The organism is Yinghuangia sp. YIM S09857, from assembly GCF_051388915.1.
In the GTDB taxonomy this organism is placed as follows: Bacteria; Actinomycetota; Actinomycetes; order Streptomycetales; family Streptomycetaceae; genus Yinghuangia.
Genome location: NZ_JBPKBH010000003.1, coordinates 383,141 through 409,317 on the forward strand (window position 1 = coordinate 383,141; position 26,177 = coordinate 409,317).

A 26,177-nucleotide genomic window follows, 5' to 3' on the forward strand; every position below is an offset into this window, starting at 1 on the left:
GCGCGGACAGTCCCGGCCACGCCGCGCGGCTACACCCCCGTCTCCGCAGGCAGCACCCCCGACTTCACCGCGGCCACGAGTTCGGCGTGGTCGCGCTCGGTCTGATCCGCGTACGCGACCGCGAACGCCGCTATCGCCTCGTCCAGCTTGCCGCCCTTGCCGCAATACCCGGCGAGCAGCTTCGGATCCACCGAGTGGCTGTGCGCGCGGGCCAGCAACGCGCCGGTCATCCGCGCGTAGTCGTCGAGTTGCTCGGCAGGCAGCGTGCTCGCGTCGATGCTGCCCTTCATGTTGCGGAACTGCCGGACCATGAAGTGCCGACCGTCGACCGTGGTCCACCCCAGCAGGGTGTCGGTCACCGCCTGCATCACCTTCTGCCCGAAGACCACGCGGCGGCCCTCGTGTTCGGCGTCCCCGATCCCCAAGTACGGCGCGAGCGCGGACCGCCGTGCCTCCTTCACCTGCAACACCAGCGGCTCGTCCCCACTGCCCTCCAGCATGACCACGTACGCGCGCAGCCCGACACTGCCCGTGCCCACCACCCGGAAGGCGACGTCCTCCACCACGAACCGCTCGAACATCGGGCGGCGGTCCGGCGACAGCGTCTGCACGTACCCCGCGAGCGACAGCGCGACCGCCTCCGCCGTCTCGTCCGAGACCAGCGTAAGAACAGGCGGATCGGGTACGAACCGACGGCGCCCGTCCGCAAGTTCGACCGTCGAACGCGCCGCGAAACGGTCACTGGTGTTGCGCCGCGCCTTGGCCGACACCTGTTGCAGATGGCCGGTCAGATCGTGCGCCTCCGCATGCCACACCAGCGACTCGTCCGCGATCGCCTGCCACGCCTGAAGCACCGGCATCCCGGCGAGCAGCGCGAGCGTACGCCGGTACGCCTCCGCCGCGTCATGCGCCGCCTCGCGGCACACCGCCTCCGACGCCCCGCCCACACGCCCCGCAACCACCAGACTGGCCGCCAGCCGCTTCAGGTCCCACTCCCAGGGCCCGGGCACCGTCTCGTCGAAGTCGTTCACGTCCATGCACAGGCGGCCGTCCGAGCTCCCATAGAGCCCGAAGTTGCCCGCATGCGAGTCACCACAGATCCGCGCGTGCACCCCGGTCGACGGCGTCTCCACCAAATCGGCCGCCATCAACCCCGCCGACCCCCGCAAAAACGCAAACGGTGTGGCCACCATGCGCCCTGTCCGCAACGGCACCAACTCCGGCAGCCGCCCCACATTCGACCGCTCGACCACGTCCACCACCGCCGGCCGATCCGTCGCCACCACAAACCGATCGTGCAGCGCCCGCGAAACCACCTTCCGCAGCGCCTTCCCCCGCTCCCGAGCCCCCAGGTCCCCCCGCCCCCGAAACCCCGGCACCCCGAACTCGCGTCCCTCCACAACCGCCCCCTCGATCCCCATCCCCAGACCTCCAATTCCCACCCACCGACAGCCCGCCCCGAAGCTACCCCGTCTACCCGCCCCAACCACCGGCCCGTACACAGTCCGCACCAGGACTGCCCCGGACATTTCCGGAACGCCCTCCGCGGGGTGCGCGGGCGCGCCAACCTCGCGACGTTGTGGAGTAGCTCGGACGCTCAGCGTGGGGAGGGTTTGACGGCGACGGCGTTCGACGCGCTCGCGCACACGTTCTCGCACGGCCAAGAGGGGCCTGTAAGCCTGTTCCGGCTGCATGCCCGACGACGAAATCGCCGCCCTCTTCCGCAGCATCGCCGACCCGGCCCGACACCTCTGAGCAACCCGGCCGCCGACACCCGGCCGAATGTCCGGGGAGCGTGGAGAGGTTGGCGGGAGGCGGCTTATGAGAGGGACTGTTACGTGCCTGGGACATTTGGCCTGATCGGTGCGTGATAGCCATTTAAGGCCCGCCGCGTCCCCGAACCATTTGCGCGCGGAAGTACTCAATTTGGGAGCCCACAACTCCATGCACCTCTCCACCAACCGGCGGATAGCCACGCTCACCGCCGTCGGCGGTGCGCTCGTTCTCGCACCCTTCGCCTTCGCGCCGTCGGCGTCCGCCGCGGGCGAGATCAAGGTGAGCGCGCCGACCACCATCGCCGCCGGGACCACCGGCAAGGTCGAGTTCGCGACCAAGACCGACGCGACCGTGCGGATCGAGTTCGCGATCGCCGAAGGCGTCGCGGGGGAGCGGGTCTACTCCCCCGACTGCACGTCGCCGGGCCGCAACCTGCTCGACTGCACGCCGAAGAACGGCAGGTTCGAGGTCTTCCTCCAGCTCACCGCGGACTCCAAGGCGGGCAAGGCGGTCACGTTCTCCGCCAAGTCGAAGGACGGCACCGGCGAAGGCCGCTTCACCGTCGCGCCGAAGCCCGCGAAGCTGGGCGACCTCCAGGTCACCGCGCCGCCCGGGTCGAGCGTCTCGTGGTTCGAGTACGACCCGTCGACCGGCAAGGTCAAGGACGGCATCCCGGTCGTGCTGCGCAACGACGGGCCGGACGCGTACGCCACCGCGCAGGCCACCATCACCGCGCAGGAGGGCGTGCGCTTCGACGGCGCCCCGCAGGGCTGCCAGAAGGTCAGCGACACCAAGCTGACCTGCCCGTCGAACGGTTCGTCCGCCGGGAAGGGCGAGGAGGAGAAGCTCGTCATCCCGGCGACCATCTCCGGCAAGCGCCAGGCGTTCGTCGTGGACTTCACCGGCACCGGCGCCACCGACCGCAACAAGTACGACAACGAGGGCGTGGTCATGGAGACCGCGTTCGACGTCAAGCCGACGACGCCGAGCCCGCAGCCGTCGACCTCGACGCCGCCCACCAAGCCCACCGACCCGGCCCAACCGACCGACTCCGCGAAGCCGGTTCCGCCGGTCACGCCGTCCGGCCCCGCGTCGCCGCAGCCGGACGCCGGCCCGGAGCTCGCCGAGACCGGCGGAAACGACGACGGCACCACGCTCATCGCGGCCGGTGCCGCGGGCCTGCTGCTGGTCGGCGGCGGTGTCGCCCTGTACGCACGCAAGCGCCGCGCCGGCACCCAGGCGGTCTGACCCGCCGCGGGTCCGCCGCACGCACGCCGCCGAGAGGCCGTCGTCCCACAACGGGGCGGCGGCCTCCGCGTGGTCCGGGGCGGGCGGCCGTCAGGCGACGGTGGTGCGGAACGTGCGGCGGTACGCCGACGGGGACGTCCCCATCGCCCGTCCGAAGTGGTGCCGGAACGTCACCGGGCTCTCGAACCCCACTGCGGCACCCACCTCTTCGATCGACGCCGCGGTGTCCTCCAGCAGGCTCAGACTCGCCGCGACGCGCTGCGCTAGGACCCAGCGCACCGGGCTGGTGCCCGTCTGCGCGGAGAACTTGCGCAGGTACGTGCGCTGCGACAGGTGCGCGCGGGCCGCGAGGTCGGCGACCGTGATCGGCTCGGCGAGGTGCTCCAGCGCCCACGCCATCGAGCGGCCGATGCCGTCGTCCGCGTCCACCTCGCCGACCGCCGCCCGGATGAACTGCGCCTGCCCGCCCTCGCGGTGCGGCGGCACGACCAGGCGGCGGGCCACCGCGTTGGCCACCCGGGCGCCGTGGTCCTTGCGCACCAGGTGGAGGCAGAGGTCGAGGCCGGCCGCGCTGCCGGCGCTGGTGAGGATGTCGTCGCCGTCGACATAGAGGACGTCGGGGTCGACGCGCACGCGCGGGTAGCGCTCGGCGAGGAGGTCCGCGTACCTCCAGTGCGTCGTGGCCACCCGGCCGTCGAGGAGTCCGGCGGCGGCCAGGGCGAACGCGCCGGAGCAGATCGAGACCACGCGTGCGCCCCTCGCCCGCGCCGCGCGCAGCGCGTCGACGAGCGCGGGCGAGACGTCTCCGCGTACGTCCGGCACCGCCGTGATGATCACCGTGTCCGCCGCCGCCAACTCGTCGAGACCGTGGTCGACGGTGATCGAGAAGCCGCCGACGACGCGCATGGGGTCGCGCGTCTCGCCGCACACGGACAACCGGTACCAGGGGACGCCCAGTTCGGGCCGCGCCATCCCGAAGATCTCGACCACAGAGCTCATCTCGAACGGGGCCATGCCCTCGAAGGCGAGCGTGGCGACGGTCCCGCAGTGCGCGTCGGGGCCGAGGACGGGGGTCGGAAGGTCGGTCGGGGACATGGCGGGATCTTAGCGGTGATGGTCGTCGGCGCCACTGTCGAAGGCACGGGCCGACCGGCGAGGATCTTCCCGTCGGCCGGAGACGCCCCGTACGACCAGGCCGACCGCCGAACACACGTCGCCTCAGGAGCCCTGACATGACCGCACAGACCCTGCCCACCACCACGAGCGCTGCCACGACCGCCGTACCCGCCGCCCCACCCGCCGTCGCCGCCGCCCACTTCGCCGCGCGCCTCGCCTTCGAGACCGACGTCTCCGACGTGCACGCCGACTTGGCGTCCGGCGCGCCCGGCATCGTCGTCGTCGACACACGCAGCCGGGTGGCCTGGGACCAGGGCCACGTCCCGGGCGCGGTACACATCCCGACCGCGCGCATCGCGGAGCTCGCATCGGAGTTGGCCGGGGGGCCGGAGAGCGACGTGACGGTCGTGGCGTACTGCTGGGGCCCCGGGTGCAACGGCGCGACGAAGGCCGCGCTCGCGTTCGCCCGGCTCGGCTATTCCGTGAAGGAGATGATCGGCGGCTTCGAGTACTGGGCGCGCGAGGGCTTCGAGGTCGAGTCTGCGAGCGGCACGTCCCGCACCGCGCCCGACCCGCTCACCGCCCCCGTCTCCGGCGTCTCCTGCGCCTGCTGACGCCGCGCTCGCCACCGAGGGTTCACCGTACGGCCGACTCCCCCACCGCCTTCCCGCCCACCGCCACCGCAGCCGCCCAAGGCTCGGTCAGCGGAGGCGGCTTCCGCGGCGGGGCCGCCAACAGCGCCAAAGCAGCCGTCGCCAGACCGAACGCAGTCGCGAGCAAATGCCCCAGGTCCCAGATGGTCCGGCTCACGAACACCGGCACCGCGACCGTGACGACCAGCGCCGCGACCCCCGCCCAGCGCACCGGACCTCGCATGACCAAAACCGCGGCCGCGCAACTGCCGACCATCATGTAACTGACCCCGACATCCGTGGCGAGCACCAGCGTGTGCGGCGCCCGCCCGCTGTCGATCGCCCATCGCTCGACGCGCGCGGTGCAGAGCGAGCCCAGCACGTGTGCGCTGATCGCGATCAGCATCAACCGCGGTGTGCCGTAGCGGCGTTCAGCCCACGCGACAACCGTCCCGAACACCGCTGCGTACAGGGCGAGCCCCGAGCCCTCGTCGGCGACCCACAGCGCGCTGGTGACCAGCACCGTCGCGGGGTCGTCCGACAGCCGCCACAGATTGGTGCTGTCCACGCGCGTCAGCAGGTCGATCAGTTTCGGGGGCGCGGTCTTCTGCACGAAGGTGCCCGCCGTGAACAACACGATGTACGTGAACGTCGCCGGCGCGGACAGCACCCACGCGCGCAGGCGCACGGTCCAGGGGGACAGCAACCCCACCGCATCCGCCGCCGGGGCCCAGAACCCGGCAAGGCCCCGCAGCAGATACCAGAGGACGAACAGCGCAACCACGACGACAACGGCGGCCACGCACGTCCTCCCAACCTGGCACCAAACAATCAGGGCAAACAGATATTAATCACCACAACACGCTCAACCTGCACGCCACCACCAACCACACACGATCTCTCGAACTAATGGAAAGAAGAGAGTTAATCCATTAGCATTCATGGCGTACCGCACCCGCCCAACCGGAGGTCCGCCGTGCCCGCCCTCGCCCTGCCCCAGGTCCGCCACCGCCACATCGACGTCGACGGCCTGCGCGTCTTCTACCGCGAGACCGGGCCGACGGACGCGCCCACTCTGCTCCTGCTGCACGGATTCCCGTCCAGTTCAAGGCAGTTCGCCCGACTGTTCGACGCGCTCGGGGCCGACTACCACCTGGTGGCGCCGGACTACCCCGGCTTCGGACACAGCGACGCCCCGGACGCCGCGTCCTTCACCTACACCTTCGACGCCCTCGCCGACGTCACCGAGAAGTTCCTACTGGCCATCGGGCTCGACCGCTTCTCCCTCTACGCCTTCGACTTCGGCGCCCCGGTCGGCTTCCGCATCGCCACCCGGCACCCGGAGTGGATCGAGGGCCTGATCGTGCAGAACGGCAACGCGTACCTCGAAGGACTCTCGGACGCGGCCCGCGAGATGACCGCCCACCGCCCCGGCACCCCCGGCGCCGAGGAAGCCGTACGCGGGCTCCTCACCCTCCCCGTCACCCGCTCGCAGTACGAGGGTGGCACCGCCGACCCCGAGCTCGTCGCCCCCGACGGGTGGACCGCCGACCAGCACTTCCTCGACCTCCCCGGCCGCGACGCCGTGCAGGTCGCCCTCGCCCTCGACTACCACAGCAACTTGGCGCTCTATCCGGTCTGGCAGGAATGGCTGCGCACCCACCGCCCGCCGACACTCATCGTCTGGGGCCGCAACGACCCCTTCTTCCCCGAGCCCGGCGCCCGCGCCTACCTCCGCGACCTGCCCGACGCCGAACTCCACGTCCTCGACACCGGCCACTTCGCGCTGGAGGACAAGCTCCCCGAAATCGCCCCGCTCATCGCCGCGTTCCTCGACGCCCGCGCCTGAGCACGTCCCGCACCCGACCCGGGTCACCCCAACGCAGGCCGCACCCGACCCCGTCCACGCCGGCCCCGGCCCGCACCATCTGGACACACGGAAGAGGCCCACCGGTCCATGACCGGTGGGCCTCTTGCTCGGTGCGCGAGGGGGGAGTTGAACCCCCACGCCCTTTCGGGCACTGGAACCTGAATCCAGCGCGTCTGCCTATTCCGCCACCCGCGCGAGCAACGATTGAAGATTAGCACGGATGCCGCGGCCGACTCGAATCATTACCCGCTGGTGGCATGGGCCACACCCAAATCGTGCGGACAGGTACAGAACGCACCTCCGCCGCCGGGGGTCCCCGTCCGGTGTCGCCCCGGGGTGTGCTTCGGTGGACCGGATCGCCCCCGGTTTCGCCGGGGCCATCCCCGCCGCCCCCGCGACTCCGGCATGCTTGACCTGCGCCGTCCGGATAGGAGGGCGTGTCGGCGGGGTAGACGCACCTGGTCACACCAACAACTGAGACAAGCGAGCCAGGAGAGCCAGGACGAGGGGCTGGGGGTGTAGGAATCCCTGTGAGGGCCAACACTCCCTACAGTGACCATGACGGGGAACCATGCCCGTTTCCCGAGCGTGGATACGATCAGTGAGCTGACTGTAGGACTGGTCCGGGCCGGTGCGCCGGTCCGGGCACGCCCGTGCCCCGGGCGACGACGGCGACGCTTGAAGGAAGGAGGTGCCCATGGGTGTCCTGAAGAAGTTCGAGCAACGACTTGAGGGCCTGGTCAACGGCGCCTTCGCCAAGGCGTTCAAGTCGGACGTCCAGCCGGTCGAGATCGCCAGCGCGCTCAAGCGCGAGTGCGACAGCAACGCGACCATCTGGAACCGTGACCGCACGATGGTGCCGAACGACTTCGTGGTCGAGCTCGGCTCGCACGACTACGAGCGGCTGAGCCCGTACGCGCAGCAACTCGGCGCGGAGCTCTCCACCATGGTGCGCGACTACGCGCAGCAGCAGCGCTACTCCTTCATCGGCCCCGTCGAGGTGCACTTCGAGCAGGCCGACGACCTCGACACCGGCCTCTACCGGGTGCGCAGCCAGGCACTGGCCGGCAGCCAGTCCCAGGGTTCCCCTGGGTACGGGCCGCCGGGACCGGTAGCGTCTCCCGCGCAACCGCACTATCCCGTGGAGCAGCAGTACGGTTCGCCCGGCCATCCGCCGCAGGGCCCCGCACCGCAGTTCCACCACACCCCGCCTGCCTACCCGCAGGCGGGGGGCATGCCGCCGGGCCCACCCATGGGACACGGCGCCGGCCTGCCGCCCAAGCCGCCGGGCCCCCCGCCCGGTCAGGCGCCCGCGCCGTACCGCCCGCCGGTGCTGCGCAGTTGGGTCGAGGTCAACGGGATGCGCCACGAGATCACCGCCCCGGTCGTGAAACTGGGCCGGAGCACCGACGCGGACGTACGGGTCGACGACCCGAGCGTGTCGCGGCACCACGCCGAGATCAGGATCGGCCCACCGCCGTCGATCGCCGACCTCGGTTCGACGAACGGGATCGTCGTGGACGGGCAGCACTGCCAGCGTGCCGCCCTCCGCGACGGGTCGAGGATCGTGCTGGGCAGTACCACTGTCGTGTTCCGTCAAACCGAGGGGTGACATCGGGCGCATGTCTGAGCTGACCCTCACCGTCATGCGGCTGGGTTTCCTCGCCGTGCTGTGGCTGTTCGTCATCGTCGCGGTCCAGGTGATCCGCAGCGATCTGTTCGGCACGCGCGTGACCCAACGGCCCATGCGGCGGCGCAACTCCGCCGTCCCGGCCAACGCCGCCGCCGCGGTGCCTCCACCGGTCGCCCAGCAGGCGCCTCCCCCGCAAGCCCGCGGCCCGCGCCGCGGAGCGGCCCAGCCGCAGCGCAACGCACCGTCCAAGCTCGTCATCACGGGCGGCTCGTTGACCGGCACCACGATGAATCTGACGGAACAGCAGATCACCATCGGCCGGGCCCACGACTCGACCATCGTGCTCGACGACGACTACGCGTCGAGCCGGCACGCCCGCATCTACCCGGCTCCCGACGGCACCTGGATCGTCGAGGACCTCGGGTCCACCAACGGCACCTACCTGGACCGCACGCGCTTGACCGGCCCCACCCCCGTTCCCCTCGGAGCGCCGATCCGCATCGGCAAGACCGTTATCGAGCTGCGCAGGTAGCCTGAATGAGCCTCTCTCTCCGCTTCGCCGCCGGATCGCACAAAGGCATGATCCGCGAGGGCAACGAGGACTCCGGCTATGCCGGTCCACGCCTGCTCGCGGTCGCCGACGGCATGGGCGGCGCCGCCGCGGGCGAGGTGGCGAGCTCCGAGGTCCTCTCCACCATCGTGGAGCTCGACGAAGACCTCCCCGGCGCCGATCTGCGCGACACGCTGCGCCTCGCGGTCGACCGCGCCAACGACCGCCTGCGCGTGATGATCGAGGACGACCCCGGCCTGGAGGGCATGGGGACCACGCTGACCGCGCTGCTGTGGACCGGCAACGGCCTCGGCCTCGTGCACGTCGGCGACTCCCGCGCGTACCTCCTGCGCGACGGCATGCTGGAGCAGATCACCCAGGACCACACCTGGGTGCAGCGCCTCGTCGACGAGGGCCGCATCACCGAGGAGGAGGCCGGGCACCACCCGCAGCGCTCCCTCCTGATGCGCGCGCTCGACGGCCGCGGCCAGGTCGAACCGGACCTGGCGGTGCGCGAGGCGCGCGCCGGCGACCGCTACCTCGTGTGCAGCGACGGCCTGTCCGGCGTGGTCAGCCGCGAGACGATGCAGGACACCCTGCTCGCGCTCGTCGATCCGCGGGACGCCGTCCAGGAGTTGATCCAGCTCGCGCTGCGCGGCGGCGGCCCCGACAACATCACCTGCATCGTCGCGGACATCGTCGACGTCGACCAGACGCCGTCCGACATCCCGATGGTGGTCGGTGCGGTCGCCGACGACTTCGCCGGGGACACCGCGACGCTGCCCACCACGCCCGCCTCGCGCGCCCGCGAACTGACCGCAGGCGAGTACGAGAACGAGGCCCTGGTCCCGGACGCCGCGGCGCCCAACCGCCGCCGCCCCAAGCCCGCGTGGCGCCGCACGCTCCCCTTCTGGGGCCCGGCGGTCGTGCTGCTCGCGGCGCTCGGCGGCGCGTACTGGTGGACCCAGACGCAGTACTACGTCGCCAAGGACGGCGACCACGTCGCGATCTACCGCGGCATCGACACCGAGATCTTCGGCATCTCGCTGTCCAGCCCGTACAAGCAGTACACCGCGGTCACGATGCCGCTCATCGGCGCGGAGTACCGGGACAGCCTCGCGGAGCGCTACGACGCGTCGAGCCTGTCGGACGCCCGGAAGTACGCGGAGAAGCTCGAACGCCAGGCGGGCGTCTGCCGCCAGGTCATCGACTGGAACCGCGACCATCCCCCGACCGTCTCTCCCGAGGTACCGCAGAACCCGGCGCCGACGCAGGCCCCGGTGACCGGCCTCCCGGGAGGGGATAACGTGAGCACGTCCCCGACCACGGGTGTGCAGGCGGCGCCGATGCGCACGCCGACGCCGACCGCGAGCGGGCGGCCCGGATCGGACGGCGTCTCGCGGTCCACGGCACGGCCCACCGCGGAGCCCGGCAGGACCGCCGGCTCGGGGCAGCGGCCCGGCGCCAACCAGTCCCCGTCGCAGGGCGCACCGAACGCCCCGGCGCCGACCACCACGCCTCCCCCGCCGGCCTCGACCGCTCCCACGCCGCAGATCGACCTCGGTCCCGACCAGGAACTGATCAGCAAGTGCGACGAGCAGCCGATCGGCCCGAGGTGAGGGGTAACGCCGTGAGCAACACGACGATCACCCCCCAGTCCGCACCGAACCGCCGCAACACCGAGCTGATGATGCTCGGCTTCGCCGTGCTCGTCCCGGTGCTGGCGTACGCGAACGTCGGTCTGGCGGACAACGGCAGCCTGCCGACCGGGCTGGTGTCGTACGGCCTGGGCCTCGGCCTCATGGCGGGCCTCGCGCACCTGGTGGTCCGCAAGTTCACGCCGTACGCCGACCCGCTGCTGCTGCCGCTGGCGACGTTCCTCAACGGCATGGGCCTGGTCCTCATCTACCGGCTCGACCTCGACCTGTCGCGCAAGGCCGCGCCGACCCAGCTCATGTACACGGCGGTCGGCGTCGCGTTGTTCGTCGGCGTCGTGGTGTTCATGCGCGACCACCGGCTGCTCCAGCGGTACACGTACATCGCCATGCTGGTGGCACTCGTGCTGCTGGTGTCCCCCATCCCGTTCCCGGGCGACACCTACGGCGCGAAGATCTGGATCCGGCTGGGCCCGTTCTCGATCCAGCCGGGCGAGTTCACCAAGATCGTGCTGACCGTGTTCTTCGCGGGCTACCTCATGGTCAAGCGCGACGCGCTCGCGCTGGCCAGCCGCAAGGTCATGGGCATGTACCTGCCGCGCGGCCGCGACCTGGGCCCGATCCTCGTGGTGTGGATCCTGAGCCTGCTGATCCTGGTCTTCGAACGCGACCTGGGCACCTCGCTGCTGTTCTTCGGCATGTTCGTGGTGATGCTCTACATCGCGACCGAGCGGGTGAGCTGGCTGATCTTCGGCCTGGTGATGGCCGGGACCGGTGCCGCGGTGGTCGGCTCGCTGGAGCCGCACGTGAAGGGCCGCGTCGACGCGTGGCTCGACCCGCTGGCCATCTACAGCGACAACCCGCCGGCCGGCGGCTCCGAGCAGCTCGCCCAGGCGCTGTTCGGCTACGGCGACGGCGGCCTGCTCGGCAAGGGCCTCAACCAGGGCTTCCCGAACGAGATCGGCTTCGCGGCGCGCAGCGACTTCATCCTCACCACGGTCGGCGAAGAGCTGGGCCTCGCCGGCATGATGGCGATCTTCATGGTGTACGCGCTGCTCATCGAGCGCGGCCTGCGCACCGCCCTGGCCGCCCGCGACCCCTTCGGCAAGTTGCTCGCCGCGGGCCTGTCGGTCGTCATGGCGCTCCAGGTCTTCGTCGTCGCGGGCGGCGTCACCGGCCTCATCCCACTGACCGGTATGACCATGCCGTTCCTCGCGCAGGGCGGTTCGTCGGTCATCACCAACTGGATCCTGGTGGCGATCCTCATCGTGATCAGCCACACCGCCCGGCGTCCCGCTCCCCCGGCCGTCGCGGGCGAGGTCTCGGCGACCCAGAACAGCCGCGGCGGCCGTCGCCGGCGCATCGAGGACACCCCGCTCGACCAGGCCGACCTGGACGAACTCGCCGAGCCCACGCCGGTGCAGGGCTCGGAGCTGGGCGACCTCTCGGGCGGCGGCGCGGACCACGGCCGGGACTCCGCCGACGTCGACAAATCGGACGACGTGGACGCCCGTGGACCGGGTTCCGGGTCGGCGGCGGAACCGCGGAGGGCCGAACCCGCGTCTCCTCCTGACGCGTTGACCGTGCCGGGAGGAGTACCCGGAGGTGTGCCGGGGATGCCCGGTGTCCCGCCGCGGCCGGCGGGTCCTCCCGGGGCCCCGCCCAACGCCGATCAGACGGGACCGAGAGGACACAGCCAGTGAGGAATTGGGATCGCAAGTGAACAAGCCCCTGCGCAAAGTGTCCGTGTTCTGCATGCTCCTCGTGGCCGCGCTGATGCTCCGGACCAACTGGATCCAGGTCGTCAAGGCCGACGAATACTCCGGTCACGACAAGAACCGCCGCGCGGTGTACGAGGAGTACTCGCACCCGCGCGGCGACTTCTTCGTCGAGAACAAGCCCATCACCGGCTCGGTCGAGACCGACAGCAAGTACTACGAGTACCAGCGGACCTACCTCAACGGCCCGATGTACGCCCCGATCACCGGCTTCAAGTCGCAGTTCTTCGGCTCGAACTTCCTCGAAGGCGTGGAGAACGAGATCCTCAACGGCGAGGACGACCGGCTCTTCGTGCGCCGCGTGATCGACGTCATCACCGGCAAGGACCGTCGCGGCGGCAACGTCGACCTGACGATCAACGCCAAGGCGCAGGAGGCGGCGTTCAACGGCCTCAACGGCAAGACCGGCGCGGCCGTGGCGATCGACCCGACGACGGGCAAGATCCTCGCGATGGCGTCGACGCCGTCGTACGACCCGAACAAGCTGGCGGTCAACGACTCGAAGGCGCAGCAGGCCGAGTGGGACTCGCTGCAACCCGACAAGAACCCGTCGCGTCCGATGGACAACCGGGCGATCCGCAACACGTACGCCCCGGGCTCGACGTTCAAACTGGTCACCGCGGCCGCGGCACTGTCCAGCGGGCAGTACCAGCCGGACACGGCCACCAACTTCGAGTCCCCGCTGCGCTATCCGAACTCGGTCAGCTCGCTCCCCGACCAGGCCGGCCCCGCGGCCTGCCAGGGCTCGACGCTCAAGGTCGCGCTGGAGAAGTCCTGCAACTCGGTGTTCGCCGGCATCGGCATGCAGCTCGGCGACGAGGCCATCAAGAACCAGGCGCAGGCCTTCGGGTTCAACGACTTCGGGAAGTACGACTTCACGAAGGGCGTGGACACCAAGAACAACCTGACGATTCCGACCCGTGTCACCGCCAGCATCTACCCGTCCAACGACGAGGACGGTGCCACGATGCGCGCCTCGATCGGGCAGCAGAGCGTGGCGGCGACCCCGCTCCAGATGGCCAGTGTCGTGGCGACCATCGCCAACAACGGCAAGGTCATGGAGCCGTATCTGGTCAGCTCGCTGCGCTCGCAGAGCCTGGACACCATCGAGCAGCGCGGGCAGAACCAGCTCAACGAGGCGGTCAAGCCCGAAGTCGCCTCGCAGCTCCAGGACATGATGGTCGGTGTCGTCGAGAACGGCTGCACGGCCGCCAAGATCTCCGGGGTGAAGGTCGGCGGCAAGACGGGCACCGCGCAGCGCGGTCCGAACAACGACCAGCGCCCGTACGCGTGGTTCGTCTCGTTCGCCGAGGTCGACGGCAAGAAGGTCGCCGTCGCCGTGGTGGTCGAGGACAGCGACGCCACCCGCGACGAGATCAGCGGCTGCAAGAGCGCGGCCCCGATCGCCGTCTCGATGATGAAGGCGGCCCTCGGGAAGTGAGACCCGACACATCGGGCCGCCCAGACTTGATCAGTCCGTGACATCCGTGCGACCCCCGGCCCCGGTAGCGTGTCCGAGGACGTTCAGGGCCGTGGACCGGTGAGGGAAAGGCTGGAAGCTATGGAAGAGCCGCGTCGCCTCGGCGACCGGTACGAGCTCGGCGCGGTCTTGGGCCGCGGCGGAATGGCCGAGGTGTACCTCGGCCGGGACATCCGTCTGGGCCGTACCGTCGCGGTGAAGACGCTCCGCGCCGACCTCGCCCGCGACCCCTCGTTCCAGGCACGGTTCCGGCGCGAGGCGCAGTCCGCCGCGTCGCTGAACCATCCGGCGATCGTCGCGGTGTACGACACCGGCGAGGACTACATCAACGGGATCTCCATCCCGTACATCGTGATGGAGTACGTCGACGGGTCCACGCTGCGTGAGCTTCTTCACTCCGGCCGCCGCCTGCTGCCCGAGCGCGCGCTGGAGATGACCGCGGGCGTGCTCCAGGCCCTGGAGTACTCGCACCGCAACGGCATCATCCACCGCGACATCAAGCCCGCCAACGTGATGCTGACGCGGCAGGGCACGGTCAAGGTGATGGACTTCGGCATCGCGCGCGCCATGGCCGACAACGGCATGACGATGACGCAGACCGCCGCCGTCATCGGCACCGCGCAGTACCTCTCCCCCGAGCAGGCGCGCGGCGAGACCGTGGACGCGCGCTCGGACCTCTACTCCACCGGCTGCCTGCTGTACGAGCTGCTGACCGAACGCCCGCCGTTCGTCGGCGACTCGCCGGTCGCGGTGGCGTACCAGCACGTCCGCGAGGACCCGCTGCCGCCGAGCGCGTACGACCCCGAGGTCTCCCCGACCATCGATGCGATCGTGCTCAAGTCGCTGGCGAAGAACCCGGACAACCGCTACCAGAGCGCCGACGAGATGCGCGCCGACCTGGAGCGCGCGCTGCACGGCATGCCGGTGGCGGCACCCGCGGTGATGGCCCCGATGGAGGCGGCCACGCAGTATCTGCCGGCGACCCCGGGGCCGTCGACGCAGATGGCGCCGGCGTACTCCACCTCGCCGCAGCACGGCCAGCACCAGTACGACCTGGACGACGACTACGACGACGACCCGCCCAAGCAGCGCGGCTGGGCCTGGGCGTTGCTCGCGATCGCGTGTGTGGCGGTCCTGGTGGCGGCGTTCTTCGTCGGCAAGACGCTGCTGGGCAGCGAGGGCGGCAAGGGCGACAAGGCCACCGTGCCGAACCTCGTCGGCAAGACCGAGCCGCAGGCGCGCGAGCTCGTCAAGAACGCCACGCTCCAGCTCACCGTGTCGCCGGAAGCAGAGGCGTGCGGCAAGCCCAAGGGCGAGATTTGCAGCCAGAACCCGCTGCCCGAGACGCAGGTCGCCAAGGACAGCCAGATCACCGTCAAGCTCTCCTCCGGCCCGCGCACCGGCAAGGTGCCGCTGCTGGTCGGCAAGAAGGAGGACGACGCGGTCAAGGCACTCAAGGACGCGGGCTTCGCCGAGCCGCGGGTCGACCGCAACCCCAACTTCGACTGCCCGCGCGAGACCGTCTGCGACACCGACCCGAAGGCGAACACCGAGGTCGAACTGACCACTGTGATCACCCTCAAGGTGAACAGCGGCAAACCGCAGGAGGAGGTGCCCCGGCTCATCGGCATGACCGAGTCGGAGGCCAAGGACAAGCTGAAGGACCTGGGCTTCAAGGCGCAGGTGCTCAAGGAGTACAGCGAGAAGCCGCAGGGCACGGTGACCAAGCAGACGCCCGAGCCCGGCAACAAGTACGACAAGGGCACCACGATCACCATCACGGTGTCGCAGGGTGCCTCGCCGACCCCGACGCAGCCGACCACGACGCCGACGACGCCCACCGGGCCGACCGGCGGGACGCCGACCGACACAGCGACGAACACGGGGTCGCCGAACGGCGGCCAGGGCGGCAACAACAAGCCCGGCGGCGGTGATTCGGACAACCCGTTCGACCCCCGCAACTGGGGCTAGGCCGCTTTCGATCCAGGCAGACGGTTGAGGGGCCCGTACCGGATTCGGTACGGGCCCCTCAACCGTGTTGCGGCGCTTGCGAGTCGGGCGCGGGGTGCGCCGCCACCAGGCAACGGCTCAGCGGTTCAACGGCTGCGGGTGAGCGGTTCAGCGGGTGAGTGGGTGAGCGGCCCTGCGGGTGAGCGCTCAGCGGGTGAGCGCCGCCGGGCGGAACCCCGGCTGCTTGTCCTCGGCCGCCGTCAGCGTGCCCCAGAAGACCATGCGGTTCTTGGACGTGAACTCCGGGTCGCACGTCGTCAGCGTGATGAGCTTCTGCCCTTCCGGCAGCCCCAACATCGGCGGATTCGGCGCCAGCACCGCGCCGTTGCTCGCCTTGGTGATGTACGGCCCCTTCACGATCCGGTACGTGTACCAGACGTTCTGGGTCTCGACCACCACGTGGTCGCCGACCTTCAGTTTGTTGAGGTACCGGAACGGCTCGCCGTGTCCGTTGCGGTGTCCGGCGATGCCGAAGTTTCCCTGCTCGCCGGGGCCGGTGTACGGCGCGTACGTGTAGTGCCCGACGCCCTGCGCGAGGGATTTGAGGCTGGTGCCCTCGACGATCGGCTTGTGGAAGTTCTTGCCCAGCCGCGGGATGTAGACGATCGCGAAGGCCTTCCCGCGGATCGTGCCGCCGCTGGTCGACGTGCCGTCCTCCTGGCCGTCCCCACCGACGGTGTCGGGCCCTTCGTCGGGTCCCAGGTACGGCGGCGGGCTCGCGTTCTCGGGCGGGTTCGCGACCGCGACGGGGGCGCTGTCGTCGTCCCACATGTCGTGCAGCTTCGAGACGTTCGACTCGGCCTTCTCCCGCGCCTCGATGTTGGTCCACCACAACTGGTGCACGCACAGGAGGAGACCGACGAGACCGAGGGTGAAGACGACCTCGGCAGTGCCGCGTATGACTTTGCGCACGACGCCCATGGGCCGACAGCTTGGCACAAGCAAGCTCCCGGGTCAGGCCCCGAACCGTGATCTATCGCCCGGCAGTTGCCGTTCGCTGACGATGTGTCACTAAGTCTTCACCAATGCGTCGGGTTTGCCCTCGGAACGCGGCCGCTCCTCCTTCATCTCGCCCCACACGATGAGGCGGTACGTCGAGGCGCCGTCGGGCGTGCACGTGGTCAGCGTGATGTAGCGGCCCGCTTTCGTCTTCCCGCTCTGCTTGGGGATCGGGTCGATCACCGCGATGTTGCGCGGCGAGGTCTGCGCCAACTGCGCATACACCGTATAGGTGTAGTACACGGTCGCCGTCTCGACGACGATCTCGTCGCCGGTCTTGAGCTTGTTGATGTAGCGGAACGGCTCGCCGTGTGTGTTGCGGTGGCCGGCGACCGCGAAGTTCCCCTGCTTGTCCCACGGCATCGCGGTCTTGGGGTTCGTGTAGTGCCCGGTGAGGCCCTTGTCCAGCACCTTGTACTTGTCGGTGCCCTGGGCGACCGGGACCTTGACCCCGAGCGACGGTATGTAGAGCAGGGCGAAGCCCTTGCCGGGCGCGAAGCCGTCGGGCTGGCGCGGGTCCGGCGCCGGGAGCTGCTCCTCGCCGGCCGCGGCCTGGTCCCACTGCTGCTGCAACTGGTCGGCCTTGCGCTCGGCGTTGCGGTCGCCGATGACGTTCGTCCACCACTTCGTGTAGACGACGAACAGCACGAGCACCAGGCCCAGCGTCATGGCGACCTCGCCGACCCCGGTTGCGACGCCGGTGATGACGCGCGAACGGGTGGACGGACGCGCTGCCTTGCGCCGCGCCGCGCGGCCCGCACCGGGCGGCAGCTCGGCCGCCGCGGCGCCGCGGGTGCCGGAGGACCGTGTACCGGCGCCGGCACGCCTGCGGGAGGACTTCTGCTGCTCCTGGAGGGCACGGCGGCGCGCCGCGCGGCCTCCGTCCGCCGGGGCGCCGGCGACGGGCACGACGGCGGTGCCGATCGCGGGGGTGCCGAGCGCCGGGGTGACGTCGCGCCGCGGCAGGTCCGCCGGGGAGACGACGGTGAGCTCGGCCGTGCGCTCGCGGAAGTCCGGGGCCGGGAAGTCCACGAGGGAGTCCGGGGCCGGGACATCCGCGGCGGGGAAGTCCGAGGCTGGGAGTACCGGGACGTCGTACGGGGGCCCCGGCGCGAGCTCGGGCGGCGGCCCGGCTATGCGACCGTCCCCGTCCTGCCCACCACCGGTGCCAGCCCGTCCGCGCGCCCGACGGCCCCGGGGTCGCCGCAGGTCGTCAGCCAGTTCGCCAGCATCCGGTGCCCGTCCTCCGTCAGGACCGACTCCGGGTGGAACTGCACGCCTTCGACCGGTAGGTCGCGATGACGGAGCCCCATGATCACTCCGCTCCCGGTCCACCCCGTCACCTCCAATTCCGCCGGCACCGTGTCCGGGTCCACCGCGAGCGAGTGGTAGCGCGTCGCGGTGAACGGCGACGGCAGCCCGGAGAAGACACCCGAGCCCTCGTGCTCGACCAAACTCGTCTTGCCGTGCAGAAGTTCCGGTGCCCGGCCAACCGTAGCCCCGTACGCGACGGCGATTGACTGCATGCCCAGGCAAACGCCGAAGACCGGCACCCGTCCGGCACCGTGCCGGACCATGTCGACGCAGACCCCGGCCTCCTCCGGCGTGCCCGGTCCCGGGGACAGCAGCACCCCGTCGTACTCCAGCGCGTCGTCAACCGTCACGGTGTCGTTGCGCCGTACGTCGCACGTCGCACCGAGCTGGTACAGGTACTGGACCAGGTTGAAGACGAAGCTGTCGTAATTGTCCACGACAAGAATTCGGGCGGTCATCCGGGCAGCCCCGCGGGCGCGCCGGACGGCTGGACGTCCTCCACATTGCCCTGGTCGACGGTCACGTCGCTGAACGGGAGCATCGGCTCGGCCCACGGGAAGATCCAGTTGAACAGCGCGTACACGATCGCCATCACGAGGACGAGGCTGATGGCGATGCGCACCCACACGTTGCCCGGCAGATGGCGCCAGATCCAGGCGTACATCAGGAGGCTCCCTTCAGCGCCGCGGGCTCGCCGGCGGACAGCGGCTGGACCGATTCGAGGTGGCCCCACACGATCAGGCGGTGCGAACTGCCGTACTCGGGCTCACAGGTGGTGAGCGTGATGTACTTGCCGGGCTTGTCGTAGCCCTTGACCGGGACGGGGGCGACGACGCCGGTGTCGTCGGGCAGCGTCTTGTACACGGCCTTGTTGTTGGTGCCGTTCACCACCGGCTTGTCGAGCGTGTAGACGTACCAGTTCACGGTGTCGTTGACGATCACCTTGTCGCCCACGCGCAGGTCCGGGAAGTCGATCATCGGGTCGCCGTACGTCTTGCGGTGCCCGGCGACCGCGAAGTTCCCGTCCTGCCCGGCCTTCGCCGAGCCGGTGTACCAGCCGAGGCCCTTCTTCAGGTCGTCGGTCCCGGTCCCGGCGAGGACCGTCCACTTCCAGCCGGAGCCGAAGCGCGGGATGTACATCACCGCGAAGCTCTTGCCCTCCTCGTACGCCGGGGGCGGTCCGGGGGCCGGCGGAGCGGGCGGCTCGCCGACCGCCACCGGCGCCACGGGGGCGGCGAGGGTCTGCTTCATCTTCTTCTGGAGCTCGTCCAGTTCGTCGGCGCGCGCCTGGCGGGCGAGGACGCCGGTCCAGTACAGCTGGTAGACGACGAAGAGCAGGATGACGACACCGAGGGTGATGAACGCCTCGCCCAGCCCGCGGATCGCGGTACGCACGGTCTCCCGGCTCCCCTCTGCTGCCTCTGGTCAAGCTGCTCTGGTCTGTGGCTCTGTTGTTCGTGAAACCTAGGAGACTTTCGCATACTGAAGGTCCAACGGGCCCGTGTACCCCGGAAGATTGAGCTGCGCACGGTCCTCCAGCTTGTAGCCGAGGCCGTAGGCGTCCACATAGGTCTTGTAGTTGTACACAGACTCGCTGTCGTCCAGGGCGAGGCGGAGCTTGTCCACATCGCCGATGGCGGAGATGACGTACGGCGGCGAGTAGACGCGGCCGTGCAGGATCAGCGTGTTGCCCACGCACCGCACCGCGCTGGTCGCGACCAGCCGCTGGTCCATGATCTGCACTCCCTGCGCGCCGCCCGCCCACAGCGCGTTCACCACGCCCTGGATGTCCTGCTGGTGCACGACCAGGTCGTCGGCGGTCGGCGGCGGCGCCCCGTTGCGCGGCTCGGCGTCGGCCGGAGCGTCGGTCAGTGTGACGGTGAGCCCGGGCCCGGACAGCGGGGCGAGCCCGGCCGGACCGGTCAGCGCGTCCACGCGGGCCTGCGCCTCCGGGTCGTTCACCTGGGCCTTGCGCAGGTCCTCGACCTCCTGGCTCAGGTCGCTGACGTCGCGCTCGACGTCCACGTTGTGCTGGCCCTGCTTGCGGACGAGGTCGCGGTACTCCATCGCCTGGCTGTCGTTGCGCAGGTTCGAGCCGTGCGAGGTGTTCGCGCTGATCCAGAACAACAGGCCCGCCAGACCGAACACCACGAGGGCCAGGGTGCGGGGTACGATCGCTCGCCAGGCCGATCCGGAGCGGCCGGGATCAGATCCGGGTTCGGCGGCGCCGGGGCGCGGCGAGCTCACACCGGGCATACGCACGTTGTCGTACCCTCCATCCGGACCTGACAGCGACTACGCTAACCGACACGTCGCAGGCCGCGTCGCGTCCCTACACTCCCCGCCGACGGCAGGGGCGCCGAAGCCCGGTGCTAGGCGTCCGGAAGCAGTAGGCCAGGGCAGCATCGACAGGAGAGACTCTCGTGCCGAAGTCCCGGATTCGCAAGAAGTCCGACTTCACGCCGCCGCCGGACAAGAAGACGGCGATAAAGCTGGACACGCGGCGGTGGATCGCGCCGTTCATGCTGGGCCTGTTCCTGGTCGGCCTGCTGTGGATCGTCGTCTACTACGTCACCAACGGCGACTTCCCGGTCGAGCAGATGGGCAACTGGAACATCGTGGTCGGCTTCGGCTTCATCGCCGCCGGCTTCGGTGTCTCCACTCAGTGGAAGTAGCGCCGGGTCCCGGTTCCGGTCCCGCTCAGGCCCTGTGACGGCCCGGGCCGCGTCTCGCCGCGGGCCCGCCGCAGGGTCTGACAGCCGTGCCGACACATCAGGGTTCGGCAGGTCCGCGGGTCGGCGGCCGACGGGTCGCGCGGTGCGTGGACAGGCCTTTGTCCACCGCGGCATCCACAGAGTTATCCACAGTGGGGATAACCAGGCAGAGCCTGTGGATAACTCTAGCGCGCACGTCGCGCGCCGAAACCCCCCGGCACGCCCGCGACCTGCATTTCATCACGTCGGGTCATTAAGTATATGCTCAGTGTAACCGATCAGGTGAGCTGAGATGTCCGCACCAGCACGACGCCCACCAGCACCGCGACGACCGCGCCCACCGACACCACCTGCGCGGCGAGGCGGTGGTTCTTCGGAGCGTGCACCAGGCACACCGCCGTGACGGCACCGATGACCAGCCCGCCGATGTGCGCACGCCAGTCGATCCACCTGGTGTTCAGGAACGTGATCACCAGGTTCACCACCAGCAGCGCGATCAGCGGACGCAGGTCCGCCTTCATGCGGTGGCCGACCACGATCGCCGCCCCGAACAACCCGAAGATCGCCCCGGACGCCCCCAGCGACCCCTGGTTCTGCGCCGCGATCAGGTACGACGCGGCGGTGCCGCCGAACGCCGACACCAGGTACACCACCAGGAACCGGGTGCGCCCGAGCACCGCCTCCAGCGGCGGCCCCAGCACCCACAGGCTGACCATGTTGAACAGGATGTGCCACACCGCCTGGTGCAGGAACGCCGCGGTGAACAGCCGGTAGTACTGCCCCTCGGCGACGCCCGCCCAGTGGTTGTCGATGATCGCGCGGCCGACCAGCATGAGGCGGTCCACCACGTCGTCGCCGACCGCCAGCACCAGCACGAACACGGCCAGGTTGAGGCCGATCAGCGTCTTGGTGACGACCGCGTTCGTCCCGGTCCCGGGATCACGCCGGACGCGTGCGCCGGCGATCGTCCGGGCCTCGCGCACCGTCCGGCCGCCCTCGCGCACGCAGTCCGGGCACTGGAAGCCGACGGACGCGCTCACCATGCAGTCGGAGCACACCGGGCGTTCGCACCGGGTGCAGCGGATGTGGGTCTCGCGACCGGGATGCCGGTAACAGACCGGCGGACCCGCCGGAGCCCGCTCGGGCTCGGCCGGTCCGGAGCCGTCGATGGGGTTCAACTGGGTCAACGATTCTCGATGACGATCTCGGAGATGACGACGTCGGTCGCCGGGCGGTCGCCCTCGGACCGGGGCACGGCGGCGATCGCGTCGACGACCTGGCGGCCGGCCTGGTCGGCGACCTCTCCGAAGATCGTGTGCTTGGTGTTCAGGTGCGGCGTCGGCCGGACCGTGAGGAAGAACTGCGAGCCGTTGGTGCCGCGCCCGGCGTTCGCCATGGCGAGCAGGTAGGGCTTGGAGAACTGGAGGTCGGGGTGGATCTCGTCGGCGAACTCGTAGCCCGGTCCACCGCTGCCGGTGCCGGTGGGGTCGCCGCCCTGGATCATGAAGCCGGGGATCACGCGGTGGAAGGTCACACCGTTGTACAGCGGGCCCGTGCCGGGCGTGCCGGTGCGCGGGTCGGTCCACGAGCGGGAGCCGTCCGCAAGGCCGACGAAGTTGGCGACCGTCTTCGGCGCGTGGTTCGGGAACAGCCGGACCTGGATGTCCCCGTGGTCGGTCTTGATGGTGGCGAACAACTCCTGGGCCACGGACAAACCCTTTCTGCGTTTCCCTCACCCCGTCCCGGACAATCTCCGGTCACGGAATCCTCGCACGCGCGAGCGCCCGCCGCGCAAACGTCCCGGAGACCGCCGAACCCCTTGAGCGCCGCCCGACGAGCCCCCAACTGCACCAACAGGATATGAGATGACAATTCAGGCATGATCCGCTGGACCTCGGGAACAGATAGCGGATGTACCCGCCGAGGAGGAGGCTGTCGTGACCCGCTGGGAGCAGGCCCGCGACGCTGGTGACCGGACAGTCGTCTGGATCGCACCACGCGCCGCGCACGCACGGAACGCCGCGGTGCATCATGCCGCCGATGCCCGGGACTGGGCGGCGCCACGCCTGGAGTACGGCATGGCGGTCGCGAAGCGCCAGGCCCGCGACACGACGCGGGACCGGATCGTCCCGGCCGTGGCCGTCGCGCGGATGAAGCTGGCCGCCTTCGGCCGCGACACCGTGGCCCCCGCCGTCGGCCCCCGCGCGCAGCACGCGATGGACACCGCCAAACAGCGCGTCCAGGACGACGTCGTCCCCCGCGTCAACCACGCCGCCGTCGCCGCCCGGGAGGCGGGCGAGCCGATGCTGCACGAGGCCCGCTCACGCGCCGAGGCGGCGGTCCTGGCCCTGCGCGGCGACGTCACCGCGGCCGAGATGAACAAGATCGTCAAGAAGAAGCGGCACAAGAAGCGCAACAACGCCCTCGTCCTGCTCCTCGCCCTCGCCATCGGCGCCACCGCCGGCTGGGTCTGGTGGCAGCGCAAGGCCTCGGAACCCGAGTGGAAGGCCGACGAAAACCTCCCCATGCCCCCGGCCGGCCCGGACGCCTACCGCAGCGACCCCGCCGTGGACATGACCGTGACCGACCCCGGCCACCCCTCCGAGGACACCCCCGACGACATGCACACCGCGGGTTCCACCAAGGGCAAGCACCGCAACCGCAACAAGCCCTGACCCCCCCGCACAGCCCGAAGGCCCGGAAGTCCGCACGGACGTCCGGGCCTTCGCACGTCCTCCGAACCCGCGGAATCAGGCGGTGCGACCACGTGACGCTCGGTGGCCGAACTCATGCGCCACTACGGCAACGTCCCCACCCGGGCTCGCGGCACGGTCGCCGGGTGTCGGCCCGTACAGTCGCCTGCGTTGCCACCCGACGTACCGGAACGCCCCGGCACAGTTCAGAGGGATGTGGGTGGCGAAGCCCCGCCCGGCGGCGAAGGCGCCCAAAAACCAACGAGGCGACCCGCCCGCGCTTTCCGCGGGCATGGGTCGCCTGTCGTCGAGTGGAGCCATGGGGACTCGAACCCCAGACATCTGCCTTGCAAAGGCAGCGCTCTACCAGCTGAGCTATGGCCCCTCGGGAGCCCGGTGGCGCCCCGCGGGCGGGGTCGCGACGAGCGGTACGAGCATACCGAACAACCACACGGCGGGCCCGCGCATATCGCGGGTCCCGGCGGTGGCCGGGACCCGCGTCAGCGAATCTCCGCGTGTGCGCGGCAGGGTCGTGCAGGGCCTCAGCGTGCCGAGGAACCCGCGGGGACCGGGTCGGTCGCCTCGGTCCACAGATCCTGCTCGGCACGGTCCGCCTGGATCTGCCGGTAGACCAACAGTCCGCCAACAGCGGCCAGGGCCACCAGGATCAGCTTCTTCATCGCGTGCCTCTCCGTCCTGCGAGTGACGTCCTCCCCAGGCGTCCGAGGAGCCTGGGATGGCGTCGACAATAACAGCTTGATTACCTTCAGGGGGACCCGTGGGGCACCGGCCACACCTCCACGGGGTCCTGCTCGGCGAGCGGCATTTCCGCCGCGATCTGCAAGGCCCGCTCCTCGTCCTCCACGTCGAGGAGGTAGAAGCTGGCCATGTACTCCTTGGTCTCCAGGTACGGCCCGTCCGTGACCGCGGGGAGCCCGTCCCGCCGCCGCACGAGCCGCGCCTCCGCGGCGTCGCCGAGGCCGTACGCCCCCAACAGCTCGCCCGTCGCACGGTACTTCGCGTTGAACGCGTCCTGCCGCGCCACCAGGTCGGGCCACTCCTCGGGGGAGTACGCCTCCCACTTCTCCTTGTTGCCGTAGATCATCAACAAGTACTTCACCGCAGTCCTCCCGTCCCCCGAAGAACGATCAAGACCGCCCGCCGTCACCGGCGTTGCGGACTCTTTGCGGAATCCGGAGATCCGAACAAGCTCGAAACGGCCAGAGGCCCGGACTCCCCGAAGGGCTTCCGAGCCTCTGACCTGCACGCTGTCTCTGTGGGCCTAACAGGACTTGAACCTGTGGCCTCTTCCTTATCAGAGACAGTACCAGTTTGATCTTGAATTGCCTGTTGTGGATCGGTGTGGATCGGTGCGCGTTGCCCTGGCCAGAGGCCCGTTGTAGGGGCGAATACCTGGTGTGACCTGCTGTGGACTGCCCTGGGTCGGTGGGGATGTGGAATTTTTGTGGAATTCACGACGCCACCCGCAGGTGCGGGCCCGGCTTCGCCTTGCTCGCGTCGGCGAGCGCTGCAAGCACCTGGCCGGCCACGTCGGACGCCGCGTGGGTATACAGCCATGTGACGTCGCCGCCGCGTTCGTGGCCAAGGATCTCCTGGGTCACGACCTCGGGCACACCGATGTCCGCGAGCACCGACGCGTAGTAGTGGCGGATGTGGTGGGGCGTCGGCCACCAGTCGACGTGGCCCGTATGCCTGTCGACGGTGCGCCGCGCTACACCGGCTTCCTGGATCGCCGCGATCCAGGGCCGACGGAACGAGTTGCGGCGGATCGGCTTCCCGTTGCGGCCCCGGAAGATCAGTTCCTTCTCGCACATGCCTTCAGCAACCGTCGTCTTGGCGTCGCTGACGGAGTAGAACTCCATGACCTCGTCGATAGCGGCCTCGGCCCGTGTCGAGAGGCCGATGGTCCGAAGGCCTGCCTCGCTCTTGGGGTACTCCTTCCGGATCAGCTTCCCGTTGACCTCGCTGAGGACCTCCTTGATGGTGACCCGCTTTCGCACGCGGTCGACGTAGCACAGGCGCAGCCCGACGGCCTCGCCGAAGCGCACGCCCGTCTCCTCTAGGAAGACTTCCAGCGGCCGCAGGTACCGGGGCAAGCAGTCGCGCACGCAGTCGAGTTGGAACGCGGACGGGGGCCTGCGCTCCTCTGGGTGCTTCTTCGGGACGCTCGGCAGCTTGATGCCGTCGCACGGGTTGAACACGATCCGACGCTCCCGGAACGCCGCGGCGAGCATCCGGTCCATGATCTGGTGGACCTTGACGATGGACCCCGGTGCAAGATCGCTCTTGAGTCCGTGCGTGATCCAGGCCTGGTAGTCCAGGTGCAGGATGCCAGCGATCGGGAAGCCACCCCACCTCGGTTGAATGTGGTTGGCCCACATGCGGTCGTCGCGGTCGAGCGTCGACGGTTCGCCGCCCTGCGCCTTCCGCCACCGTTTCCGGAAGTCCTGAAGTGCTTCCTTGCCCAAGTCGGGGTCGATATAGGTACCGGCTTTGATGGCCGCGACGGTCGCGATCAGGTGGTTCTTGGCTTCGGTCTCGGTTCGGAAGCACTTCGTGTCCTGCTTGCCTGCGGCGTTACGCCATCGGGCCTGCCACGGTCCGACGCAGTCTTTTCGGGAGCGGCGCTCAGGCGTCGGGTACTTCTCTTTACAGAGCTTGCAGCCACAGCTCATCGCTCTGAGCTGC

Annotated in this window: 23 protein-coding genes, 2 tRNA genes and 2 pseudogenes; 11 read left to right on the forward strand and 16 right to left on the reverse strand. The window is 69.9% G+C overall.

Going from position 1 to position 26,177, the window contains the following annotated elements:
• Nucleotides 1-29 precede the first annotated feature (29 nt).
• Complete coding sequence (locus tag ACRX5S_RS07650) at nucleotides 30-1,421, reverse strand: DUF2252 domain-containing protein (protein WP_436772011.1); 1,392 nt, start codon at nucleotides 1,419-1,421, stop codon at nucleotides 30-32.
• 523 nt (nucleotides 1,422-1,944) lie between these two features.
• On the opposite strand from ACRX5S_RS07650, the gene ACRX5S_RS07655 reads away from it, so the two are divergent.
• Complete coding sequence (locus ACRX5S_RS07655) at nucleotides 1,945-3,024, forward strand: LAETG motif-containing sortase-dependent surface protein (RefSeq protein WP_436772012.1); 1,080 nt, start codon at nucleotides 1,945-1,947, stop codon at nucleotides 3,022-3,024.
• Between the two features lie 90 nt (nucleotides 3,025-3,114).
• Here the strand turns inward: ACRX5S_RS07655 and ACRX5S_RS07660 are convergent, their stop codons facing one another.
• Nucleotides 3,115-4,119 (reverse strand): helix-turn-helix domain-containing protein, encoded by a 1,005-nt coding sequence (locus ACRX5S_RS07660; protein WP_436772013.1) that lies wholly within the window; start codon nucleotides 4,117-4,119, stop codon nucleotides 3,115-3,117.
• Nucleotides 4,120-4,256: 137 nt separating this feature from the next.
• Here ACRX5S_RS07660 and ACRX5S_RS07665 point away from each other — a divergent pair, with 137 nt between their 5' ends.
• The gene (locus tag ACRX5S_RS07665) at nucleotides 4,257-4,754 is read left to right on the forward strand and encodes a rhodanese-like domain-containing protein (protein WP_436772014.1); all 498 of its coding nucleotides are present in this window, start codon (nucleotides 4,257-4,259) and stop codon (nucleotides 4,752-4,754) included.
• 22 nt (nucleotides 4,755-4,776) lie between these two features.
• Here ACRX5S_RS07665 and ACRX5S_RS07670 read toward each other — a convergent pair whose 3' ends face one another.
• Nucleotides 4,777-5,574 carry a rhomboid-like protein gene (locus ACRX5S_RS07670; RefSeq protein ID WP_436772015.1) on the reverse strand — a complete coding sequence of 266 codons (798 nt, stop codon included), beginning with the start codon at nucleotides 5,572-5,574 and terminating at the stop codon, nucleotides 4,777-4,779.
• 174 nt (nucleotides 5,575-5,748) lie between these two features.
• Between ACRX5S_RS07670 and ACRX5S_RS07675 the strand changes: the two genes are divergently transcribed.
• Nucleotides 5,749-6,621, forward strand: coding sequence for an alpha/beta fold hydrolase (locus tag ACRX5S_RS07675; RefSeq protein ID WP_436772016.1), 873 nt, complete (start codon nucleotides 5,749-5,751; stop codon nucleotides 6,619-6,621).
• A gap of 132 nt (nucleotides 6,622-6,753) precedes the next feature.
• Here the strand turns inward: ACRX5S_RS07675 and ACRX5S_RS07680 are convergent.
• A tRNA-Leu gene (locus ACRX5S_RS07680) sits at nucleotides 6,754-6,837 on the reverse strand.
• Between the two features lie 502 nt (nucleotides 6,838-7,339).
• Between ACRX5S_RS07680 and ACRX5S_RS07685 the strand changes: the two genes are divergently transcribed.
• From ACRX5S_RS07685 to pknB, 6 genes and pseudogenes are all read left to right on the forward strand, one after another.
• Nucleotides 7,340-8,254, forward strand: a complete 915-nt coding sequence (locus ACRX5S_RS07685; protein ID WP_436772017.1) for an FhaA domain-containing protein — start codon at nucleotides 7,340-7,342, stop codon at nucleotides 8,252-8,254.
• 10 nt (nucleotides 8,255-8,264) lie between these two features.
• On the forward strand, nucleotides 8,265-8,807 hold the full coding sequence (locus tag ACRX5S_RS07690; protein ID WP_436772018.1) for an FHA domain-containing protein FhaB/FipA: 543 nt from the start codon (nucleotides 8,265-8,267) through the stop codon (nucleotides 8,805-8,807).
• 5 nt (nucleotides 8,808-8,812) lie between these two features.
• On the forward strand, nucleotides 8,813-10,444 hold the full coding sequence (locus tag ACRX5S_RS07695; protein ID WP_436772019.1) for a PP2C family protein-serine/threonine phosphatase: 1,632 nt from the start codon (nucleotides 8,813-8,815) through the stop codon (nucleotides 10,442-10,444).
• A pseudogene (locus tag ACRX5S_RS07700) lies at nucleotides 10,441-11,814 on the forward strand (FtsW/RodA/SpoVE family cell cycle protein); the annotation flags it as partial. The gene ACRX5S_RS07695 and the pseudogene ACRX5S_RS07700, both read left to right, overlap by 4 nt.
• Before the next feature lie 385 nt (nucleotides 11,815-12,199).
• Nucleotides 12,200-13,699 (forward strand): penicillin-binding transpeptidase domain-containing protein, encoded by a 1,500-nt coding sequence (locus ACRX5S_RS07705; protein ID WP_436772020.1) that lies wholly within the window; start codon nucleotides 12,200-12,202, stop codon nucleotides 13,697-13,699.
• Nucleotides 13,700-13,819: 120 nt separating this feature from the next.
• Nucleotides 13,820-15,709 (forward strand): Stk1 family PASTA domain-containing Ser/Thr kinase, encoded by a 1,890-nt coding sequence (pknB, locus tag ACRX5S_RS07710; protein WP_436772021.1) that lies wholly within the window; start codon nucleotides 13,820-13,822, stop codon nucleotides 15,707-15,709.
• 186 nt (nucleotides 15,710-15,895) lie between these two features.
• Here pknB and ACRX5S_RS07715 read toward each other — a convergent pair whose 3' ends face one another.
• The 6 genes and pseudogenes from ACRX5S_RS07715 to ACRX5S_RS07740 all read right to left on the reverse strand — a co-directional run bounded on the left by ACRX5S_RS07715 (nucleotide 15,896) and on the right by ACRX5S_RS07740 (nucleotide 20,212).
• Entirely contained in the window at nucleotides 15,896-16,660 is a 765-nt protein-coding gene (locus ACRX5S_RS07715) for a class E sortase (RefSeq protein WP_436772022.1), read from the reverse strand.
• Between the two features lie 99 nt (nucleotides 16,661-16,759).
• A pseudogene (locus tag ACRX5S_RS07720) lies at nucleotides 16,760-17,431 on the reverse strand (class E sortase); the annotation flags it as partial.
• Nucleotides 17,432-17,880: 449 nt separating this feature from the next.
• The gene (locus ACRX5S_RS07725; protein ID WP_436772023.1) at nucleotides 17,881-18,519 is read right to left on the reverse strand and encodes an aminodeoxychorismate/anthranilate synthase component II; all 639 of its coding nucleotides are present in this window, start codon (nucleotides 18,517-18,519) and stop codon (nucleotides 17,881-17,883) included.
• Entirely contained in the window at nucleotides 18,516-18,725 is a 210-nt protein-coding gene (locus tag ACRX5S_RS07730; RefSeq protein ID WP_436772024.1) for a hypothetical protein, read from the reverse strand. The genes ACRX5S_RS07725 and ACRX5S_RS07730 overlap by 4 nt, the downstream gene beginning before the upstream one ends.
• Nucleotides 18,725-19,456: a class E sortase gene (locus tag ACRX5S_RS07735; protein WP_436772025.1), complete on the reverse strand. Its 732-nt coding sequence runs from the start codon at nucleotides 19,454-19,456 to the stop codon at nucleotides 18,725-18,727. Before ACRX5S_RS07735 ends, ACRX5S_RS07730 begins: the two co-directional genes overlap by 1 nt.
• Nucleotides 19,457-19,525: 69 nt before the next feature.
• A complete protein-coding gene (locus ACRX5S_RS07740) occupies nucleotides 19,526-20,212 on the reverse strand; it encodes a DUF881 domain-containing protein (protein ID WP_436772026.1) in 687 nt (228 codons plus the stop codon).
• Between the two features lie 272 nt (nucleotides 20,213-20,484).
• On the opposite strand from ACRX5S_RS07740, the gene crgA reads away from it, so the two are divergent.
• Entirely contained in the window at nucleotides 20,485-20,736 is a 252-nt protein-coding gene (gene crgA / locus ACRX5S_RS07745; protein ID WP_358356473.1) for a cell division protein CrgA, read from the forward strand.
• 317 nt (nucleotides 20,737-21,053) lie between these two features.
• Here crgA and ACRX5S_RS07750 read toward each other — a convergent pair whose 3' ends face one another.
• Nucleotides 21,054-21,962 (reverse strand): rhomboid family intramembrane serine protease, encoded by a 909-nt coding sequence (locus ACRX5S_RS07750; RefSeq protein ID WP_436772027.1) that lies wholly within the window; start codon nucleotides 21,960-21,962, stop codon nucleotides 21,054-21,056.
• On the reverse strand, nucleotides 21,959-22,483 hold the full coding sequence (locus ACRX5S_RS07755) for a peptidylprolyl isomerase (protein ID WP_436772028.1): 525 nt from the start codon (nucleotides 22,481-22,483) through the stop codon (nucleotides 21,959-21,961). Before ACRX5S_RS07755 ends, ACRX5S_RS07750 begins: the two co-directional genes overlap by 4 nt.
• Nucleotides 22,484-22,712: 229 nt before the next feature.
• On the opposite strand from ACRX5S_RS07755, the gene ACRX5S_RS07760 reads away from it, so the two are divergent.
• Nucleotides 22,713-23,450, forward strand: coding sequence for a DUF5324 family protein (locus ACRX5S_RS07760; protein ID WP_436772029.1), 738 nt, complete (start codon nucleotides 22,713-22,715; stop codon nucleotides 23,448-23,450).
• A gap of 330 nt (nucleotides 23,451-23,780) precedes the next feature.
• On the opposite strand, the gene ACRX5S_RS07765 is transcribed toward ACRX5S_RS07760, so the two are convergent.
• The 4 genes from ACRX5S_RS07765 to ACRX5S_RS07780 all read right to left on the reverse strand — a co-directional run bounded on the left by ACRX5S_RS07765 (nucleotide 23,781) and on the right by ACRX5S_RS07780 (nucleotide 26,164).
• Nucleotides 23,781-23,853: transfer RNA gene (locus ACRX5S_RS07765), tRNA-Ala, on the reverse strand.
• Between the two features lie 157 nt (nucleotides 23,854-24,010).
• Nucleotides 24,011-24,148, reverse strand: coding sequence for a DLW-39 family protein (locus tag ACRX5S_RS07770; RefSeq protein ID WP_358356466.1), 138 nt, complete (start codon nucleotides 24,146-24,148; stop codon nucleotides 24,011-24,013).
• 86 nt (nucleotides 24,149-24,234) lie between these two features.
• Nucleotides 24,235-24,588: a YciI family protein gene (locus tag ACRX5S_RS07775; protein WP_436772030.1), complete on the reverse strand. Its 354-nt coding sequence runs from the start codon at nucleotides 24,586-24,588 to the stop codon at nucleotides 24,235-24,237.
• A gap of 352 nt (nucleotides 24,589-24,940) precedes the next feature.
• Nucleotides 24,941-26,164, reverse strand: coding sequence for a tyrosine-type recombinase/integrase (locus ACRX5S_RS07780; RefSeq protein WP_436772031.1), 1,224 nt, complete (start codon nucleotides 26,162-26,164; stop codon nucleotides 24,941-24,943).
• Between the last annotated feature and the right edge of the window lie 13 nt (nucleotides 26,165-26,177).